Origin of the sequence: Chitinophaga arvensicola, from assembly GCF_900110835.1 — a bacterium.
GTDB lineage: Bacteria > Bacteroidota > Bacteroidia > Chitinophagales > Chitinophagaceae > Chitinophaga > Chitinophaga arvensicola.
Map to the genome: position 1 here is coordinate 2,712,228 of NZ_FOJG01000001.1, position 18,791 is coordinate 2,731,018.

General features: G+C 47.4%; 16 protein-coding genes. 8 read left to right on the plus strand and 8 right to left on the minus strand.

Translation table 11 applies throughout. The features are described 5' to 3' along the window. Positions 1-55: 55 nt before the first annotated feature. The 3 genes from cysM to BMW79_RS11280 all read right to left on the minus strand — a co-directional run bounded on the left by cysM (position 56) and on the right by BMW79_RS11280 (position 2,393). Positions 56-937: a cysteine synthase CysM gene (gene cysM, locus BMW79_RS11270; protein ID WP_089894699.1), complete on the minus strand. Its 882-nt coding sequence runs from the start codon at positions 935-937 to the stop codon at positions 56-58. 4 nt (positions 938-941) lie between these two features. Then, the gene (locus BMW79_RS11275; RefSeq protein WP_089894702.1) at positions 942-1,754 is read right to left on the minus strand and encodes a serine O-acetyltransferase; all 813 of its coding nucleotides are present in this window, start codon (positions 1,752-1,754) and stop codon (positions 942-944) included. Positions 1,755-1,844: 90 nt separating this feature from the next. After that, positions 1,845-2,393 carry a GrpB family protein gene (locus tag BMW79_RS11280; protein ID WP_089894705.1) on the minus strand — a complete coding sequence of 183 codons (549 nt, stop codon included), beginning with the start codon at positions 2,391-2,393 and terminating at the stop codon, positions 1,845-1,847. Positions 2,394-2,496: 103 nt separating this feature from the next. Between BMW79_RS11280 and BMW79_RS11285 the strand changes: the two genes are divergently transcribed. Both BMW79_RS11285 and BMW79_RS11290 read left to right on the plus strand, forming a co-directional pair. Beyond that, on the plus strand, positions 2,497-3,681 hold the full coding sequence (locus BMW79_RS11285) for a sigma-54-dependent transcriptional regulator (protein WP_089894708.1): 1,185 nt from the start codon (positions 2,497-2,499) through the stop codon (positions 3,679-3,681). Between the two features lies 1 nt (position 3,682). Next, positions 3,683-4,330 (plus strand): alpha/beta fold hydrolase, encoded by a 648-nt coding sequence (locus BMW79_RS11290; RefSeq protein ID WP_089894710.1) that lies wholly within the window; start codon positions 3,683-3,685, stop codon positions 4,328-4,330. Here the strand turns inward: BMW79_RS11290 and BMW79_RS11295 are convergent, their stop codons facing one another. Next, positions 4,331-5,227: a MerR family transcriptional regulator gene (locus BMW79_RS11295; protein WP_177192123.1), complete on the minus strand. Its 897-nt coding sequence runs from the start codon at positions 5,225-5,227 to the stop codon at positions 4,331-4,333. Between the two features lie 155 nt (positions 5,228-5,382). Between BMW79_RS11295 and lepB the strand changes: the two genes are divergently transcribed. The 3 genes from lepB to BMW79_RS11310 all read left to right on the plus strand — a co-directional run bounded on the left by lepB (position 5,383) and on the right by BMW79_RS11310 (position 7,670). Next, positions 5,383-6,579, plus strand: coding sequence for a signal peptidase I (gene lepB, locus BMW79_RS11300; protein ID WP_089894716.1), 1,197 nt, complete (start codon positions 5,383-5,385; stop codon positions 6,577-6,579). 111 nt (positions 6,580-6,690) lie between these two features. Beyond that, complete coding sequence (locus BMW79_RS11305) at positions 6,691-7,179, plus strand: cytidine deaminase (protein ID WP_089894719.1); 489 nt, start codon at positions 6,691-6,693, stop codon at positions 7,177-7,179. A gap of 137 nt (positions 7,180-7,316) precedes the next feature. Beyond that, the gene (locus tag BMW79_RS11310; RefSeq protein WP_089894721.1) at positions 7,317-7,670 is read left to right on the plus strand and encodes a tetratricopeptide repeat protein; all 354 of its coding nucleotides are present in this window, start codon (positions 7,317-7,319) and stop codon (positions 7,668-7,670) included. A 396-nt stretch (positions 7,671-8,066) separates the two neighbouring features. Here the strand turns inward: BMW79_RS11310 and argS are convergent, their stop codons facing one another. The 4 genes from argS to BMW79_RS11330 all read right to left on the minus strand — a co-directional run bounded on the left by argS (position 8,067) and on the right by BMW79_RS11330 (position 12,702). Next, positions 8,067-9,995, minus strand: coding sequence for an arginine--tRNA ligase (argS, locus tag BMW79_RS11315; RefSeq protein WP_089894723.1), 1,929 nt, complete (start codon positions 9,993-9,995; stop codon positions 8,067-8,069). Positions 9,996-10,103: 108 nt separating this feature from the next. Further along, positions 10,104-10,685 carry a porin family protein gene (locus BMW79_RS11320; protein WP_089894726.1) on the minus strand — a complete coding sequence of 194 codons (582 nt, stop codon included), beginning with the start codon at positions 10,683-10,685 and terminating at the stop codon, positions 10,104-10,106. Between the two features lie 103 nt (positions 10,686-10,788). Next, positions 10,789-11,274: a GNAT family N-acetyltransferase gene (locus BMW79_RS11325; protein ID WP_089894729.1), complete on the minus strand. Its 486-nt coding sequence runs from the start codon at positions 11,272-11,274 to the stop codon at positions 10,789-10,791. Between the two features lie 66 nt (positions 11,275-11,340). Beyond that, positions 11,341-12,702: an OmpA family protein gene (locus BMW79_RS11330; protein ID WP_089894732.1), complete on the minus strand. Its 1,362-nt coding sequence runs from the start codon at positions 12,700-12,702 to the stop codon at positions 11,341-11,343. Positions 12,703-12,961: 259 nt separating this feature from the next. Here BMW79_RS11330 and dnaK point away from each other — a divergent pair, with 259 nt between their 5' ends. The 3 genes from dnaK (at position 12,962) to BMW79_RS11345 (ending at position 18,770) form a co-directional block, all read left to right on the plus strand. Continuing rightward, on the plus strand, positions 12,962-14,866 hold the full coding sequence (gene dnaK, locus BMW79_RS11335) for a molecular chaperone DnaK (protein ID WP_089894735.1): 1,905 nt from the start codon (positions 12,962-12,964) through the stop codon (positions 14,864-14,866). 153 nt (positions 14,867-15,019) lie between these two features. Beyond that, positions 15,020-17,623, plus strand: a complete 2,604-nt coding sequence (locus BMW79_RS11340) for a 4-alpha-glucanotransferase (protein WP_089894737.1) — start codon at positions 15,020-15,022, stop codon at positions 17,621-17,623. Positions 17,624-17,732: 109 nt separating this feature from the next. Next, positions 17,733-18,770 (plus strand): dipeptide epimerase, encoded by a 1,038-nt coding sequence (locus tag BMW79_RS11345; protein ID WP_089894740.1) that lies wholly within the window; start codon positions 17,733-17,735, stop codon positions 18,768-18,770. Positions 18,771-18,791 lie beyond the last annotated feature (21 nt).

Consider the following 18,791-nt stretch of genomic DNA (forward strand, 5'->3'; position numbering starts at 1 on the left):
TAAAAAAGCCGGCTTTTGTTTTTACAAGCCGGCTTTTTTATGTGTATAAAAGTTGTCAGGAGAAAAGATCACTCGATAAATACCGGTCGCCCCGGTCGCAGATGATACTAACAATAATGCCACTACGTAGTTCCTGCGATACCCTCACCGCCGCCGCTACGGCGCCGCCACTGCTCATACCACAGAATACGGCTTCCTCTTTTGCCAGCCTTTTGGTCATGATACGGGCTTCTTCTTCCGAAATATCCATGATCCGGTCTACCCTGGGCTTTTCGAATATTTTAGGGAGATATGCCTCCGGCCACTTACGGATGCCGGGAATCTTTGAGCCGTCTGTAGGTTGACAACCAACAATCTGCACAGCAGAATTTTGTTCCTTCAGAAAGCGGGATACCCCCATGATAGTGCCGGTAGTACCCATCGCACTTACAAAATGTGTTACCTGTCCTTCGGTATCTTTCCATATTTCCGGACCGGTGGTTTTATAGTGCATGCCGTAATTGTCGGGATTGGCAAACTGGTTCAGCATGAAATAGCCACCCTGTGCTACTTTCTCGTTGGCGTAATCGATAGAGCCTTCCATCGATAACTCCCTGGGAGTCAGCGTTACCTTAGCGCCATATACTTCCATCGTGAGCACCCGTTCCCGGGTGGCGTCTGCCGGCATCACCAGCTCTATTTCCAGTCCGAAAAGACTGGAAATCATCGCCAGTGCAATACCCGTATTACCGCTGGTAGCTTCTATCAGTTTCATACCGGGTTTGATATCGCCCCTGTCCAGCGCGCCTTTGATCATGCCATAGGCTGCGCGGTCTTTCACACTGCCGGCCGGGTTATTCCCTTCCAGCTTGGCGAAAATTTTAACTGCCGGATTAACGGATATTTTTTTTAATTCTACCATCGGCGTATTGCCGATCAGATCTATGATGGAAGCCATTGTACTAGTCCTGGTTTGTATCTGAAAATTTATGTTCTGCTTTGTAATAGATCCGGGAGAAAGGCTCCACACTTTTAATCAGCCACACATTTCCACCTATCACGCTGTGATGACCGATCACCGTATCGCCGCCAAGGATGGTAGCGCCGGCATAAATCACCACATGCTCTTCAATGGTCGGATGACGCTTGCTCCGCGCCATACTTTTTTCAATGCTCAGCGCACCCAGTGTTACACCCTGGTACAGCTTTACATGCGGCCCGATGATGGTGGTTTCCCCGATCACGATACCCGTACCATGATCAATACAACACCATGGCGCTATCACTGCTCCCGGATGAATATCCACTCCCGTGCGGGAATGCGCGAGTTCCGTAATCATGCGGGGTAATACCGGTATCTTCAACTGGTGTAATGCATGCGCAATGCGGTAAAAAGCAATGGCATAAAACCCGGGATAGGCACGGATTACCTCGTATAAACAAGACGCTGCCGGATCGCCCTGGTAAATAGCGGCAGCATCTTTGGTCAGTTCATCATAGATCACCGGGACTTTATCTATAAAGTTCCGGCTCAGGGATACTGCATTGACCGGCAATTGCCGCTCCATAGATTGCAGTAGTTGCTGCAACTGGGCTTCCAGCTGATGACTGTATTGCTCCAGTGCAACAGGATCGGCTATCACCTGTCCGGTGTGTTCAGGGAATAACCAGTTTAACAGGTTGCTGACAAAGTCATCTACTGCACCGGTTGCAGGATAAGCATTTGCCGCTGCCAGCTGGTGCCGCCGCTTCAACTCTTCCAGAAAATCATTCATATGCGGATCGAATTACAGGTATATTGGCACTTTTATAGTTGCTGAAATTACGCATAAATCCTGTAAAGTTAGTAGACTGTTTGCTTATTGTCAAGCCTTCCTTTCCGCCCATATATAGGCTCCTTCCATTAATATATCAAATACAGGATCTTTGATATCGTAATAGGCATCTGCATTATCCGGGAAATATTTTGCCAGCTGCTGCTTCACTTCCGCATAAGCTGCCGCCGCATGCGGATGCGTGCGCAGATAATCCCGGCACAGCAACGCATACTGCTGGTTAAACCTCCCGGCCACCCGCACATGCAGGTTCACCCGGGGATGAGCGTTGAAATAAAAATGCTTTTCCAGTTCCTCCACCGCCAGATCATCCCTGCCCGGCGGACGATGATCCGTCAGGTGTAATTTACGTTGATACCCCAGTTGTTCCAGCGCAGTTTGCAAAGGCGCTTCCAGCGAAGCTACCGTTACCTGGATGTCAATTACATCTTTGGCAGGCAGGCCCGGCACACTGGTAGAACCAATGTGATCAACAGCCAGCGCGTATTCTCCGATAGCCTCCTGCAATTGTGTCGCCAATCCATTGAATATTTCCGGCCATTGCACGTTATAGGGTAATATCTCAATTGTTTCTGACATGTTAAATGATCACTGATATAATGCAATTTTAAGGGATTAATCTTTATTTTTGCCCGTTGTATAAAAGGCAGGTATTGCCGGTCATACATAACTAAACCTGATTATGGCTAACATTTTAATAATAGACGACGAAAAAAGTATCCGTAAAACACTCTCGGAAATTCTAAGTTATGAAGGGTATAAGGTAGAAGAGGCCGCCGACGGCGTAGAAGGATTTAAAATGTTCCAGGCAAAGTCATATGATGCCGTGCTTTGCGACATCAAAATGCCCAAAATGGACGGACTGGAGTTCCTGGAGAAAGCCCGCGAAGTAAATGGCGATGTTCCCATTATCATGGTTTCCGGCCATGGTAATATCGATACAGCAGTAGATGCCGTGAAAAAAGGCGCCTACGATTATATTTCCAAACCACCGGATCTGAACCGCTTACTGATCACACTGCGGAATGCGCTGGATAAAACTACCCTGGTTACCGAAACTAAAACCCTGCGTCGCAAGGTGAATAAGGTACCGGAAATGATAGGACAATCCCAGCCAATTCTGAAAATCAAAGAAACAATAGAAAAAGTAGCTCCTACCGATGCCCGCGTGCTGGTTACCGGCGATAACGGCGTAGGAAAGGAACTGGTGGCCAGATGGCTGCACGAACGTAGTAACCGCGCTGCCGGCCCTATGGTGGAAGTAAACTGTGCGGCTATCCCGGGAGAACTGATTGAAAGTGAGCTGTTCGGCCACGAAAAAGGCTCCTTTACATCTGCCGTGAAACAGCGCATCGGTAAATTCGAACAAGCCAGCGGAGGTACCCTTTTCCTGGATGAAATCGGCGATATGAGCCTCAGCGCCCAGGCAAAAGTATTACGCGCTTTACAGGAAGGCAAAATCACCCGCGTGGGCGGCGATAAGGAAATCAGCGTGGATGTACGTGTAGTAGCCGCTACCAATAAAGATCTCCTCCAGGAAGTAGAAAGTAAAAACTTCCGCCTCGATCTCTATCACCGGTTAAGCGTAATCCTGATCCATGTGCCTTCCCTGAACGATCGCCGCGAAGATGTACCATTACTGGTAGATAGCTTCCTCGACAGCGTTTGTAATGAATACGGTATCTCCCGTAAAGCCATCGATAAAGACGCTATGAAAGCGCTGCAAAACCATAACTGGACCGGTAATATCCGTGAACTCCGGAACGTGGTGGAAAGACTTGTCATCTTATCCGGTAAGACCATTACTGTGGAAGATGTAGACGATTTTGTAGTGCCTGCCCGCGATAAGAAGAAAATAAGCTCTTAACATGCAAAAACACCTGTATCTGATCAGTGGTCTTGGTGCGGATGAACGCATTTTCAATAACCTGCGTTTTCCCGCCGGCTACCAGGTACATTACCTGCATTGGATCCCTCCTTTGCCGGAAGAACCCATCAGCCGCTATGCCGCCCGCATGGCGGAAAGCATTACGGCTGATGGACCTGTTACCCTTATGGGTGTTTCCTTTGGCGGCATTATGAGCCTGGAAATAGCCCGTCACATCCCCGTTGAAAAGAATATCCTGCTATCCAGCATCAAGCGCAGCTCCGAGAAGCCGCCTTACTATAACTGGGTGAAAAAACTGGGGCTGCATAAACTGCCGGACCAGTTGCTATACCAGCGCAGAAATGTTATTGTCCGGAAGTTCCTCAATATTGAAACCCCGGAAGAACGGGCACTGGTCAATGAATATCTCGCGAAGCGGGATTATACTTATATGAGATGGGCCGTGAATGCCATTCTACACTGGGAAAATGACCACATACCAGAAGGATTGGTGCATATTCATGGAGCGCGCGACATGCCTTTCCCGGTGAAATACCTGCAACCTACTCACCTCATCCCTGATGGAGGCCACTTTATGGTGCTTAACCGGTCGGCGGTCATTAATCGTATCCTGGAAGAAGTACTCTGATCAGCGTCTTCCTGCTTCCAACAGCTTATCCAGCTGTCTTACCACGAACACATTGGCCGGTAACGGCTGTTTCAATTGCCAGGTCTGGGGGCCCGACAGCAGTATGCTGACATCCGGAAACTGCGTACTGAGATCCGTAATAAAGCGTTGCATAGCCTGCTGCGTTACATTAGTAAGCAAATGGGTATACAGATGGGTTACTTTTTTGCGCGTAATAAAGGGCTGTAAATCAGGTAGTGGTACATTGGCGCCAAAACTGGTCACCAGTTGCCCGTGTTTTTTCAACAGGTATTGTACAAACAACAGTGGTATTTCATGAAATTCCCCTTCCGGGAGAAATAAAAGGTAATGTGCTTTTGCATCCCCGTTCATTGGCAGGCCATCTATGGCAGTCATGATTTTCGTCCGGATGATGTTGGAAGAAAAGTGCTCCTGTGCCGGAATCACATTCCCGGTAAGCCATAATACGCCGATCCGCTCCAGGTAAGGGTAAATAACCTGGGTAATACATCTTTCAAACCCCAGGTGTAATACCTGGCTGGAAAAAATCCGCTCAAAATGCAGGTGGTCGTAGTCGAGCGTGGCGGCTATCAGCTCATGGATAGGGAGCATGGGAGAGGCGCCTTTAGACGCAATTTCCAGTGACAGCTCATTTTGTTGCGGCTCCGACAATGCGGCTATGCGCGAGATTTTCACCCCGTGATGGTATAAATAGGCAATCCGCAACAGGGTTTTCAGATCATCGCCATCGTAAATGCGATGATTCGTGTCCTTGCGCCGGGCCTGGAATAACTGGAACCTTTGCTCCCAGATCCGGATGGTGTGTGCCTTTATACCCGTAAAGTTTTCAATATCCTTAATCGTAAATGTATTCAACGCAGGTATAGTAAACGCCAAATTTAGACAATTCGGCGCTGGATGTTCCATATATCTGAAAATTATAATAAATAATGTTTTAATCGATTTTTAAGAAAACTTTTGTAAAGTAAAAGCGACAGGCTAGCAACAGAATATTATATTTGCCTTTTTAAGCATCTAATAAGCGTAACTGAATGAACCTGGCATTTTGGAAAAAAAACAAAGACAGTCAGCCAAAGAAAAAGAAATCTGCGGTTAGAGAATGGTTAGACGCTGCGATCTTCGCTATTATAGCCGCCACGCTTATCCGCACTTTTATTTTTGAGGCCTATACGATCCCGACGCCTTCCATGGAAAAGACTTTACTTGTGAACGACTTCCTGTTTGTGAGCAAGATCAGTTACGGACCACGTATCCCCATGACCCCACTGGCAGTGCCTTTTGTACATCACACCCTGCCATTTACCAAATCTGCCAAGGCGTATTCAGAAGCCGTAAAATGGAAATACAGACGTTTACCCGGTTTCTCCGATATCAAAAGGTATGATGTAGTGGTATTCAACTTCCCCGAAGGAGATACTGTGGCCATCGATTCCCCGGATCCGAGTTACTACAACATGGTAAGACAAAATGGCTGGCAGGCAGTCCAGAATTCTTTCCAGATCATTCAACGTCCGGTAGATAAAAGAGAAAACTATATCAAACGTTGCATGGCCGAAGCAGGTGATACCATCAAAATTGTGCACGGCGCCGTTTATATCAACGGACAGGCAGCCCCGGTTCCCGCCGGCAGTCAGCATAAATACATCGTGGAAACTACCGGTGACCAGCTGAATGGCAGCAGACTGGAAGAACTGGGTATCGCTACTACTGCTCCTGATTTTTACCAGATCGATAACAACAAATTCCTCTATAACCTCACGCCAGCTAATGTAGCGGCGCTGAAACAGTTCCAGATCGTAAAAAACATTACGGTATACCAGGAATCAGATTATTCAGAGTTTAATTACAACAACGTTTTCCCGCATGATACTGCACATTTCAAGTGGTCAGAAGAAAACTTCGGACCGATGTATGTGCCTAAAAAAGGAGCAACCGTTAAACTGGAAGACAGCAATATCGCTTTATACGACCGCATTATCCGCGTGTATGAAGGCAATACACTGGAAAGAAAAGATGGTAAGTTTATCATCAACGGACAACCGGCCGATAGCTATACTTTTAAAATGAACTACTACTGGATGATGGGGGATAACCGTAATAATTCCCTGGATTCGCGCTTCTGGGGCTTTGTACCGGAAGATCACGTAGTAGGGAAGGCCTGGCTGATCTGGATGAGTTATGGCGAAGGTGGTATCCGTTGGAGCCGTATCTTTAGAAATATCAGATAAGGATAATTGCCCGAAATATAATTTGAAGTAAATTACGGACCGGCAACACGCCGGTCCGTAGTTGTCTTACCCCGACAAGGACTATACGAAGCACCCTTTTCAACTGTTGTTATGGAGAAACAATCGCTGCATATTGAATACGAAGTATACGAGGATCTTACTGGTCTTTCTGATGCGGATGCCTGGTTATTGAAAGAAGCAAGGGAAGTAACTGCCTACGCTTATGCGCCTTATTCCCGTTTCCAGGTGGGCGCTGTGATCCGCCTGGCCAATGGTGAAATCATTGCCGGCTCCAACCAGGAGAATGCCTCTTACCCGATTGGTTTATGTGCAGAAAGAGTGGCGCTGGCCTCCGCTGCTTCCGTGTATCCTAATATCGATATAGATACCATTGCGGTGAGTTATGATAATCTCAGCGGGGAAAGCACCCATCCCATTTCGCCCTGCGGCATCTGCCGGCAAACGCTGTCGGAATATGAAAGGAAACAAAACAGTCCTATCCGGGTGATTATGGGCGGTTTAAGTGGAAAAGTTTATGTGATCAGTCGTGCCAACGATCTGCTTCCACTCTCCTTCAGTGGGGAGGAGCTGGGATTATAAACCCGATCCATTGCATATAAACTTATTTTCATTTAAAAAATATTCTTTATAAGTTATTAATTTTTATATTTGTCGTACACCCCCGGGTGTTGCGACCTATGAAACCCTTTCAGCTATTAGTTAATGTATGTTGTATTGTGCTGCTTACTGCAGTGTATAGTGAACCGGGAGCCTGTTACTTTGATAAAAAAGGAGCAGCAGCGGTCAACTATCCCTTAAGCATATACGTTGTAAAGGATACGGTGAAAACAGTGAACCGTTGTGAGCGCCAGGCGCACGACTTTTACGGAAGGGGACTTTTCAAAAAGGCAATCATACAGTGGAAGAAAGTGCTGCATTTGCAACCAGACAACGCATTTGCGATGTTCATGCTCGGAAAATCGTATATGGGTGCGGGTGAGAAAGAGAAAGGGGAATACCTGTGCGACCAGGCAATTGCTATAGGAGAACAATCCGATAAAAATATTTGCCACAGTGTAGAGGGATTTTAAACAGCGCATTAAGGATAGGCAAGCTCCTTTTTCGCTGCGCTGCTTACTGTGGTATTTTCTTCGGCAGCTTCGGCCACGGTGGCTGCAAGCTGCTAACGCTGCGATCCGCAAGGGCCGCAGCGTTTTTTTATGTCTTGTAGAAATGATATGGATGGTACCGGCCGGAACAACTCCGGCTATTTTTATGCGTATATCCTTTCCCGATAACAGGAAGTCTGGTAATATCCGATACCGGGATCACCTATAGATAACAGCTATCTTATAGGTAAGGGTTATATGGCGCTGAACTATATTTTGGATAGGGCTTATATAGGGCTGGGCGCATAGGAATATGGCCATAAAAAAGGCCGGAAGCATCGCGCTTCCGGCCTTTAACTGTTTTATCTTACATACCTGTTACATACGTTCAGGTACCCGGATACCGAGTAATCTCATGCTTTGCGCAATGGTATGCGCGGTGAGCAGGATAATTTGCAGACGTAATTTTTTCTTCTCTTCACTGGTAGCCCGGATAATGGAATAGGTAGGTACACCTTCCACTTTCTCTGCATAGAAGGAATTGAACAGCTGCGCCAGCTGGAACGCGTAATTCGCAATCACGGAAGGGCTTAACTCGCGGTAAGCGTCTGCCAGTATGCCCGGGAATTGCTCATTCAGAATGATGAGTTCTTTTTCCAGTGGTAACAATTCGCCTTCATAAGTATAAGACTCCAGGCCTTCTACGGAACCGGCATCTCTCAGGATGGATTTGATACGTGCGTAGGCGTATTGGATAAATGGCGCTGTAAAGCCGTGCAAATCGATCGATTCTTCCGGGTTGAAGATCATTTTCTTTTTCGGATCTACCCGCAGAAGAAAGAACTTCATGGCGCCAAGGCCTACTGTGTTATACAATTCGGCAAGTTGTTCGTCGGAGAATGAATCCAGGTTTTTACCGGATTGTTTTGTTTTTTCTGCCGCCGTACTCACCATTTCCGTAATCATATCATCGGCATCTACCACAGTACCTTCCCGGCTTTTCATCCGGCCATGCGGTAACTCCACCATGCCGTAGCTGAGGTGGTGAATACCTTTGGCAGAAGGTTCGCCCAGTTTTTCCATGATGAGTTGCAGCACTTTGAAGTGGTAGTTCTGCTCATCTGCCACTACATATACGCTCTGGTCCATCTGGTACTGCTCATATTTTAAACGTGCGGTACCCATGTCCTGCGTCATGTATACGGAGGTGCCATCGCCACGGAGCAGCAGCTTCTGATCCAGTCCGTCGGCGGTGAGGTCTATCCAGACAGAGTTATCTTCTTTTTTGAACAACACGCCTTTTTCCAGTCCTTCTGCTACGAGGTTTTTTCCTAACAGGTAGGTTTCACTTTCGTAGTACATCTGGTCGAAATCGATGCCGAGGCGTTTGTAGGTTTCGTCAAAGCCTTCATACACCCAGCCGTTCATGGTAGCCCACAGTTCCCTTACTTCGTGATTGCCGGCTTCCCATTGCTGCAGCATGATTTTGGCCTGCTGCATGATCTCTGTTTTATTACGGGACATCTCTTTGATGTCGTCCATAATTTTGGCGGTCTTTTCTTTATCTTCTTTTACTTCCGGTTTATGCAGGGCAGTGACCAGCTTCTCCAGCTTTTCGGTATCTGCGCTTTCGAAATCACGGAAATCATTTTCCAGGACGCGGTCAATGATAATCTCCGCCTGTTCTTTTACAACAGATTCAAATTTCACGTAGTAATCGCCTACCAGGTGATCGCCTTTAATACCGGTAGATTGCGGGGTATCGCCATGTGCAAACATCTGCCAGGCCAGCATGGATTTGCAGATGTGGATACCACGGTCATTTACCAGGTTGGCTTTGATCACTTCATAGCCGTTGGCTTTCATGATTTCTGCAATGGAATAACCAAGGAAGTTATTACGGAGGTGACCCAGGTGCAACGGTTTATTGGTATTGGGAGAGGAGTACTCTACCATGATCTTTTTACCGTTGGCAGGCTGTAAGCCGATGTTTACATCTGAATAATGCTGATGCAGGAACTTTGTCCAGTAAGTATCGTTGATGCTCAGGTTGAGAAAGCCTTTTACTACGTTAAACCGGGCAATCAGTTCCGGGTTGTGGGTAGTCAGGTATTCACCGATGCGCTGTGCAGTTTCTTCCGGTTTTTGGCGGCTGAATTTAGTAAAAGAGAAAACGACAATGGTATACTCACCTTCGAACTCAGGCTTGGTGGTATTGATAGCAATGTCTGCTTCAGTTACCTGCTGTCCGTAAAGTGATTGGATGGCGGCCACGGCGGCCGTTCTGATGGATTGTACAACACTCATGCTGAAAATGATTAATGCGAGGGGCAAAGATAGTTAATTAGCCGAAAGCAGCGAAGGTTGTCTCATAAAGACAACCTTCGCTGATATAATCATTTTATCTGCCTTTGATTAAAAGGTATAGAACAGCCCGATCTGTGCAACAGAGTTTTTGCTATCCTGGTTATCATTGTCATATACGTTGGTTAAACCAAAGTTATAACGGCCGCTGACACCAAGTCCCATGTCGAATTTATAGCCAAAACCAAAGCCGATACCGAAATCCACAGATTTCATTCCGTCTTTTACATCTTTGTTGATGCTGCCATATTTAAGATGTGCCGCTGTCAGAAAGCCCACCTGCGGACCTGCTTCCAGGTAAAACGCGGGTACTATGGAGTATTGTACCATCACCGGAACGTTGATATAGTTAAGTTTCAGTGAGGCCTCGGAAGGGAGTAATCCCCAGGCGCCAAAAGTCTTTGCTTTTGAGCCCTGTGTGGAGTATAATACTTCCGGTTGAATGGCCCAGCTTTCGTTAAGCCCGATGTTCACCAAACCACCAGCATTGAATCCGGCGAGGGTTTTGGAATCGTCGGTGTTTGTCAGTTTAGAGATATTCAGACCACCTTTCACACCGAATTTTACCGTTTGTGCTTGTACTGCCAGCATAGTTCCAATGGCCAATACACCAGACAGAATAAGTTTTTTCATGATACGTTATTTTGTAAGCCTCAGCAGACAAGAAGTATGCCGGTTTACAACAGGATAAAAAAAACAGCAGTTGTGGAAAAAACGGGGGGCGGTTTGTCAACAGCTATAAATCCTTCAACATCCAGCTGTCACAGCCAAAATGACCGGTATTACCCATCGGGCCTGTCAGGTACCTGAATCCGAATTGTTCGTATACCTTTCTGGCTCTGGCCAGTTCCGGGCTGGTTTCCAGGTAGCAATGCGTATAGCCGTTTTGTTTAGCAAAATCCAGGCACATGGTAATCAGTTTACCCGCCAGTCCTTTGCCCCTGGCTTCGGGCAGCAGGTACATTTTCTGTAATTCACAGATATGCGCGTCGCCCCCATCCAGCGGGTGGATACCGGCGCCGCCGATTACCCTGTCGTTGGCCACTGCTACATAATAAATGGCCCGGGGCTTGTCAAAAAGTTGTGATAAATGATCTGTCGTCGGATCGGAAAAGGCGGTGCCTTCCTTGTTCATACCAAATTCCGTGAGGGTGGTCTTTACAATGCTGGCAATGACTGGGTCGTCTGCAGCTACTATCGTTCTGATGAAGTATGGTTCCATCAAATGAAAATAGGGATTTTTTGATTTTTACATCAAAAAATCCCTATGTACTCTATAGTAAGCCGGTTAGAATATGGTAAACTCTACTCTTCTGTTTTTCTGTCTGCCTGCCGCTGTTTTATTGCTGGCGATAGGTTGTGTCATGCCATAACCTACGGCTTCAATTTTAGAGGCATTCACACCTTTGTCGACCAGGTAAGCTTTCACGGATTCGGCTCTTTCCCTTGACAGGGCGAGGTTCCGCTCTTTACTACCTACGTTGTCGGTGTGGCCGGCCAGTTTCAGGTTCAGGTTTTTACGTTTCAGCAGTTCTGCCACCCTGTCCAGTGCAGGATAGGAGTGAGGCTTGATGCTGGATTTTGCGAAATCAAACTCCAGGTTCTGAATGGCTTCTTTTACAATACGGGTGTCTTCTTCTGTAATCACTACTTTCTCTTCTTTCACTACTTCAGGCACCGGTAACGGGCAACCCGCACCATCTACCTTTGTATTGGCAGGAGTGCCGGGGCATTTATCAAAGAAGTCGGAAACGCCGTCTCCGTCGCTATCTTTTGTCAGTTTATCCACGTCGGCCGTCAACCTGGCATTGTTCTGATTGGCAGCGTCCAATGAAGCCGCCAGCGTAGCTTTCTGAGCTTCCAGTTCGTCGTACATCACCTTGGCAGGATTAGACCATTGCAGCTGTTTCTTGCCTTTTTTACCAAAGGCAAATTCCAGACCTGCATAGCCATAGGAGTATTTATCCTTGTTGGGGCCATGCACATAGCCGTCGAGGTTATCGCCATCTGTATAATACATCGTATAGCCGAGGTCGAGGTTGATAAATTCAGACAGCCTGAATTTAAGTCCGGCTCCTACGGGAATGATCAGCTCTTTAATGGCTTTGTCGCCTGGCTTATAGAGAACGGAGGTATTGTTATTCAGGGTCAGGGTTGGTTTATAGCCTGCCAAACCGCCACCCACAGAGGCATACAGCGATACGAAGTTTTCCCTCGATAACCAGTTGACTGTTGTGATATTAAATACGGCGTTTAAGGTTCCGGACCAGTTCAACTTGGTTTCATAAGATTTGTAGGGGCTCACCAGTGCCGAGCCGTTACCCAGATTTTTACTGTTATCTGCCTGTAGTTTACCTCCCACATAGTCTGCCCGCAGGGCCAGGAAATGAAGGATCTGATACTTGACATAGCCACCATAACCGAAAGATCCTTTCCATTTGGTAAAGTCATTGCTGCCACCAGTAGGCACTACAGGCGCCAGTACGCCGCCGTTGATACCGATAGACCATGTTTTATAGTCACTGGGTCCGCTGAATAGTTTGGCAGTAGGCCGTGTAGAAACGGCAGATGGTTGATCCTGAGCCTGGCTCAGCATTGGGGTGGTTGCTAACAACAAGCACGCAGCCCTCCATAGAATGGATGTGTTCATAAGAATAACGGTTAGGTTACACAATTTGTAAAAAACAGCAGGTCAGGAATAAAATAGCTGGTAGGAGGCGAGGCTATGAACAAATTTAATCGCTCAGTTATTTAGTTAAACAGGTATTCACAAACAGGCTAACTGAGATCGATGATCAAATATAGGGTACCTGACTGACATAATTTCATATTTTTTTGCTTGGCATAATCATTGACAAACCAACGACAAACACGAAAATACTTACAACTAAAGGATAATCTTTAATACTATGGGAAAAATAATAGGCATTGACTTAGGAACTACCAATTCATGCGTTGCCGTAATGGAAGGTAACGAACCGGTAGTGATTGCCAATGATGAGGGAAGGAGAACAACCCCATCTGTAGTGGCTTTTTTGAAGAACGGAGAAAGGAAAGTAGGTGACCCTGCAAAGCGTCAGGCTATTACCAACCCCGTAAACACTATTATGTCAGTGAAGCGTTTCATGGGCCGTCATTTTGACGAAGTTGCCAGTGAAGTAAGCCACGTTACATATAAAGTGGTAAAAGGGGACAACAACACCACAAGAATCGACATCGACGGCAGATTATATACTCCGCAGGAGATTTCAGCGATGACCCTGCAGAAAATGAAGAAAACGGCTGAAGATTACTTAGGCCAGGAAGTAACGGAAGCGGTGATCACCGTGCCTGCTTACTTTAATGATGCACAACGTCAGGCTACCAAAGAAGCTGGTGAAATTGCCGGTTTAACGGTTCGCCGTATCATCAACGAGCCTACTGCTGCGGCACTGGCTTATGGTATGGATAAAAAACACCAGGATAGCAAAATCGCTGTATTTGACCTCGGTGGTGGTACCTTTGATATCTCCATCCTGGAATTAGGAGACGGTGTATTTGAAGTGAAATCTACCAACGGTGATACCCACCTCGGTGGTGATGACTTTGATAAAGTGATCATGGACTGGCTGGCAGACGAATTCAAGAAAGATGAAGCAGTAGATTTACACAAAGATCCGATGTCATGGCAGCGTTTGAAAGAAGCTGCTGAAAAGGCAAAGATTGAATTGTCTTCTTCTCAGGAAACTGAAATCAATCTCCCTTATATCACTGCAGTGGATGGCGTTCCTAAACACTTAGTGAAAAAATTAACCCGTGCTAAATTTGAGCAGCTGAGCGATAGCCTGGTGGAAAGAACACTGGAGCCATGCCGCAAAGCCCTGAAAGATGCCGGTATGAATACTTCCGAAATCGATGAAATCATATTGGTAGGTGGTTCTACCCGTATTCCAAAGATCCAGGAAGTAGTAGAGAAATTCTTCGGTAAAAAACCTAATAAAGGTGTAAACCCGGATGAAGTAGTAGCCGTAGGTGCTGCTATCCAGGGTGGTGTACTGACAGGTGAAGTAAAAGACGTACTGTTACTGGACGTTACTCCGCTGTCACTCGGTATCGAAACAATGGGTGGTGTAATGACCAAACTGATCGAATCCAATACCACGATCCCTACCAAGAAATCTGAAACTTTCTCTACTGCAGCAGACAGCCAACCTAGCGTTGAAATCAATGTACTGCAGGGTGAAAGACCAATGGCTAACCAGAACAGAACACTGGGCCGCTTTATCTTAGGTGATATTCCTCCGGCTCCGCGTGGCGTTCCACAGATCGAAGTAACATTCGATATCGATGCCAACGGTATCCTGCACGTAACTGCAAAAGATAAAGGCACCGGAAAAACACAGAACATCAAGATCGAAGCTGGTAGCGGTTTGAGCAAGGAAGAAATCGAAAAGATGAAAGCCGAAGCAAAAGCCAACGAATCTTCAGATAAAGAACAGCGCGAAAAAATCGAAAAGCTGAATAAAGCAGACAGCCTGATATTCCAAACCGAAAAACAGGTAAAAGAATATGGCGATAAACTGCCTGCTGATAAGAAAGCTACCATCGAAGCTGCACTGGAAAAACTGAAAGAAGCACATAAAACTCAGGACGGCGCGCAACTGGATACTGCTACTGCAGAACTGGAAGCTGCCTGGACTGCTGCTTCTGAAGAGCTGTACAAAGCTTCTCAGGGTCAGCCGGAAGGTGCTCAGCCTAATGGCGGTCAGCAACAGGGTCAACCTAACGCTGCCAACGATGGCGTAACGGATGCAGAATTCGAAGAAGTAAAATAAGGTGATTGCATCTTTCTGATGCCATTATCGTAGCATACTAAAATTGTTTCGGGGAGATAGAAGCGTATTATCGCTTTTATCTCCCCGATCTTTTTTACCATTCCTTTGCCTGCTAAATTTTGCTTACTTTGTTCCGGCTTAGCCGGGAACCCGATGAATTACAGATTACGCTTTTATCTCCGTTACCATACTTATTACGGGCAGGATCTTTACCTGCTTGGGAATGTACCCGTATTGGGTAATGATGTGCCTAAACATGCCCACCGCATGCAATGGCTGAATGAAGAATGGTGGTACGCAGATATACAGCTGCCCCCCGGAGAACCCTTTATCCTCCGGTATCAGTACCTGGTAAAAGAACTGGAAGAAATTACTTACGAAGGCGCTGTACGCGAATGGGCAGTTACACCCGGACTTTCTCCCGACACCATTTTTACAGATACCTGGAACGATGCTACCCTTACAGAAAATGCCTGGCTCACCGCGCCATTTACCCGCGTTTTTTATAAGCGACCTGCGGTATCACTAACGTCGGTATCAACAGCCACGCACATCTTCCGGGTACAGGCACCTCTGTTGGATACCCATACCACCGTTTGTTTACTGGGGAGTCAACTGCCTGCCGGCAACTGGGATACTACCCGGCCGGTATTGCTGCAATATGATGAACAAGGCTGGTTTTCCGTTGCACTGGACCTATCCGGTTGCCCGGTGCCGCTCTCTTATAAATATGGGATCTATGATCTGACACGCCAGGAATTTGTGCAGTATGAAAATGGACTTAACCGCGAACTGCATACCGCTGCAGTGGCCGGCCGGCAGGTGATCCTGCACGATGGCCTGCTGCGCGTTTCCCACACCCCCTGGAAAGGTGCCGGTGTGGCCGTTCCTGTATTCAGCCTGCGCAGTTCCGAAGGATTTGGTACCGGTGAATTTGCCGATCTGCCACGTCTGGCACAGTGGGCACAGCAACAGGGGCTGCAACTCATACAGCTGCTGCCAGTGAATGATACCATTCAAACCCATACCTGGACCGATTCTTATCCATACGCGGCCATTTCCTCCTTTGCCCTGCATCCACAGTATATCCGGCTGCAGGACGTAGGTACACTGCCGGAACAGCATCCGCTGCAAAAACAGTTTACCCGCATACGGCAATGGCTCAACGAAAAAGACGCAGTAGATTATGAAGAAGTAATGGCCTTTAAGCTGGCATATCTCCGCGCACTCTATGAGGCCAAAGGAGAGCAGTTGCAAACCCGCGACTACTGGCAGTGGTTTGCTTCCAATGAACACTGGCTGCTGCCTTACGCTATTTATTGCTTCCTGCGCGACCGCTATAAAACAGGCGATTTCTCCCAATGGCCGGTATATAACGTATATGACTATACGGCTATAAACCGGCTTGTGGTGGCCGACGAAAATGCCGCTGCTGCTGCTCATTATCATTTCTTTGTACAATATCACCTGCACCGCCAACTCGCCGCTGCCAGAACAGCTGTGCATCACTATAACGTGGCATTGAAGGGAGATATTCCCATCGGCGTGGCCCGTTACAGTGCAGATACCTGGATGAATCCCGGTCACTATCACCTGGATATGCAGGCAGGCGCACCACCGGATAGTTTTACCACCACCGGGCAAAACTGGGGATTTCCCACCTATAACTGGAAAGAGATGGCAGGAGATGGCCTGGAATGGTGGCAGCAAAGGCTGCGGCATCTGTCCGTTTATTTCGATGCTTTCCGTATTGACCATATCCTTGGCTTCTTCCGTATCTGGCAGATTCCACGGGAATCCATCCAGGGCATCCTGGGGTATTTTCATCCAGCCGTTCCCGTTAGCCGGGAAGAAATGCGGCAACGCGGTATCGATTTTGATGAATCGCGTTACTGCCTGCCCTATATCACCGACAGCATCCTGGAAGAATGCTTTGGTAATTATGCCGGTGTGATGAAGGATCAGCTGCTGCAACCGCTTGGTGATGGCCGGTATGAGTTGTTGCCCGACTACAATACCCAACAGAAAGTAGCGGCATCTGCCCTGCCGGAAGCGGTGAAAACGATCCTGTATGCCTTACAGGCAGACGTATTGTTTATCCGTGTACAGGAGCGCAACAGAGCGTTGTACCATCCCCGTTATGATCTCGCGGCCACCCGCTCCTATGCAGCGCTGGATGCCGTTACCCGCGAATGTTTATCTGCCCTGTACCAGGATTATTTCTACGTACGGCAGGAAAGCTGCTGGCGCAAAGAGGCTATGCACAAACTGCCGCTGATTAAAAGAGCTACCCGGATGCTCATCTGTGGAGAAGATCTGGGCATGGTGCCAGCCTGTGTGCCTGGTGTGATGCAGGCGCAGGGGATCCTGAGCCTGGAAGTAGAGCGGATGCCGAAATCCGGACAGGACGATTTTACAGATATTTCAACCGCCGCTTATTTGTCGGTATTAACACCCGCCACGCACGATATGAGTACCCTGAGAGGCTGGTGGAAAGAAAGCCCGGCTATCTCCCAGAAATATTATCAGCAACAGCTGCAACATACAGGCGTTGCACCCGCCAGCGCCTCACCGGCACTGATCAGGGAAATTATTGCCCGGCATATGCAATCGCCCGCTATGTGGCGCATCTTCCAGATACAGGACCTGCTGGCAGCAGCAGGAGATGGCCGCCTGCCAGATCCTGATGCAGAGCGGATTAATATTCCTGCAGTAGCAGCGCATTACTGGCGTTACCGGATTCCCCGGGAATTGTGATAGGGGCGCAGTCCGGATCATTTATAAACTCACTTTGTCTTCATCTTCCTAAAAAACATATTTATTCACGGGCTAACATTGTATTTTCACAAAAAGAACCCATTGTAATATGAAGCTTACCCTTTATCCTTTCGAACTGAAATTTCGTTATACATTTACGATCTCCCGTAAATCGAAAGATCTGCAACCATTGCTGGTGGCGCAACTGGAGCAGGATGGGCTAAGCGGATTGGGAGAAACGGCAGACAATGCCTATTACCAGATGACGGTTCCCCGCCTGATAGCCGACATTGAACAGCACCGTTCTTTTATTGAAAACTATACACTCGACACACCGGCCGCTTTCTGGCAAGAATTGTATCCATTGCTGAAGGAAAATATGTTTGCCTTGTGTGCGCTGGATATCGCAGCCTGGGATCTGTATGCCAAACAACGGCAACAGAAATTGTATGAAGTATGGGGGCTTGATATTTCACGCAACCCGCTCACTGACTATACCATAGGGATTGATACCATCGAAAATATGGTACAGAAGCTACAGGCATTTCCCTGGCCTATTTATAAAATAAAACTGGGAACAAAAGAAGATATTGCTATCATTAAAGCGCTGAGAGCCCATACTACGGCTGTTTTCAGGGTAGATGCCAATTGTGCCTGGGGAGTGGAAGAAACCCTCCGGAATGCTGTTGCATTGAAAGAGTTGGGCGTTGAATTTATAGAACAGCCTTTGCCTGCGGCCGACCAGGAAGGGATGAAAGCGGTGTATGACAACGTGGTGTTGCCGGTGATGGCAGATGAAAGTTGTATTGTAGAAGAGGATGTGGCCCGGTGTCATGGCTTATTTCATGGTATCAATATTAAACTCACCAAATGCGGGGGCATTACGCCGGCGCTGCGCATGATAGCAGAGGCAAAGCGTATGGGTATGAAAGTAATGACGGGTAGTATGAACGAAAGTACGGCAGGCACTTCTGCTGTTGCACACCTGTTGCCATTACTGGATTATGTAGATATGGACGGACCGTTGCTGCTGGCGGAAGATACGGCCACCGGCATTCGAATGGAAAAGGGCCATATTATTTATGCCGATGGATGGGGAACCGGTGCGGAATTACTACCGGGAGTAACGCGCAGTCATTTCAGATAGCCGTTGGCGTTACTCCCTGCA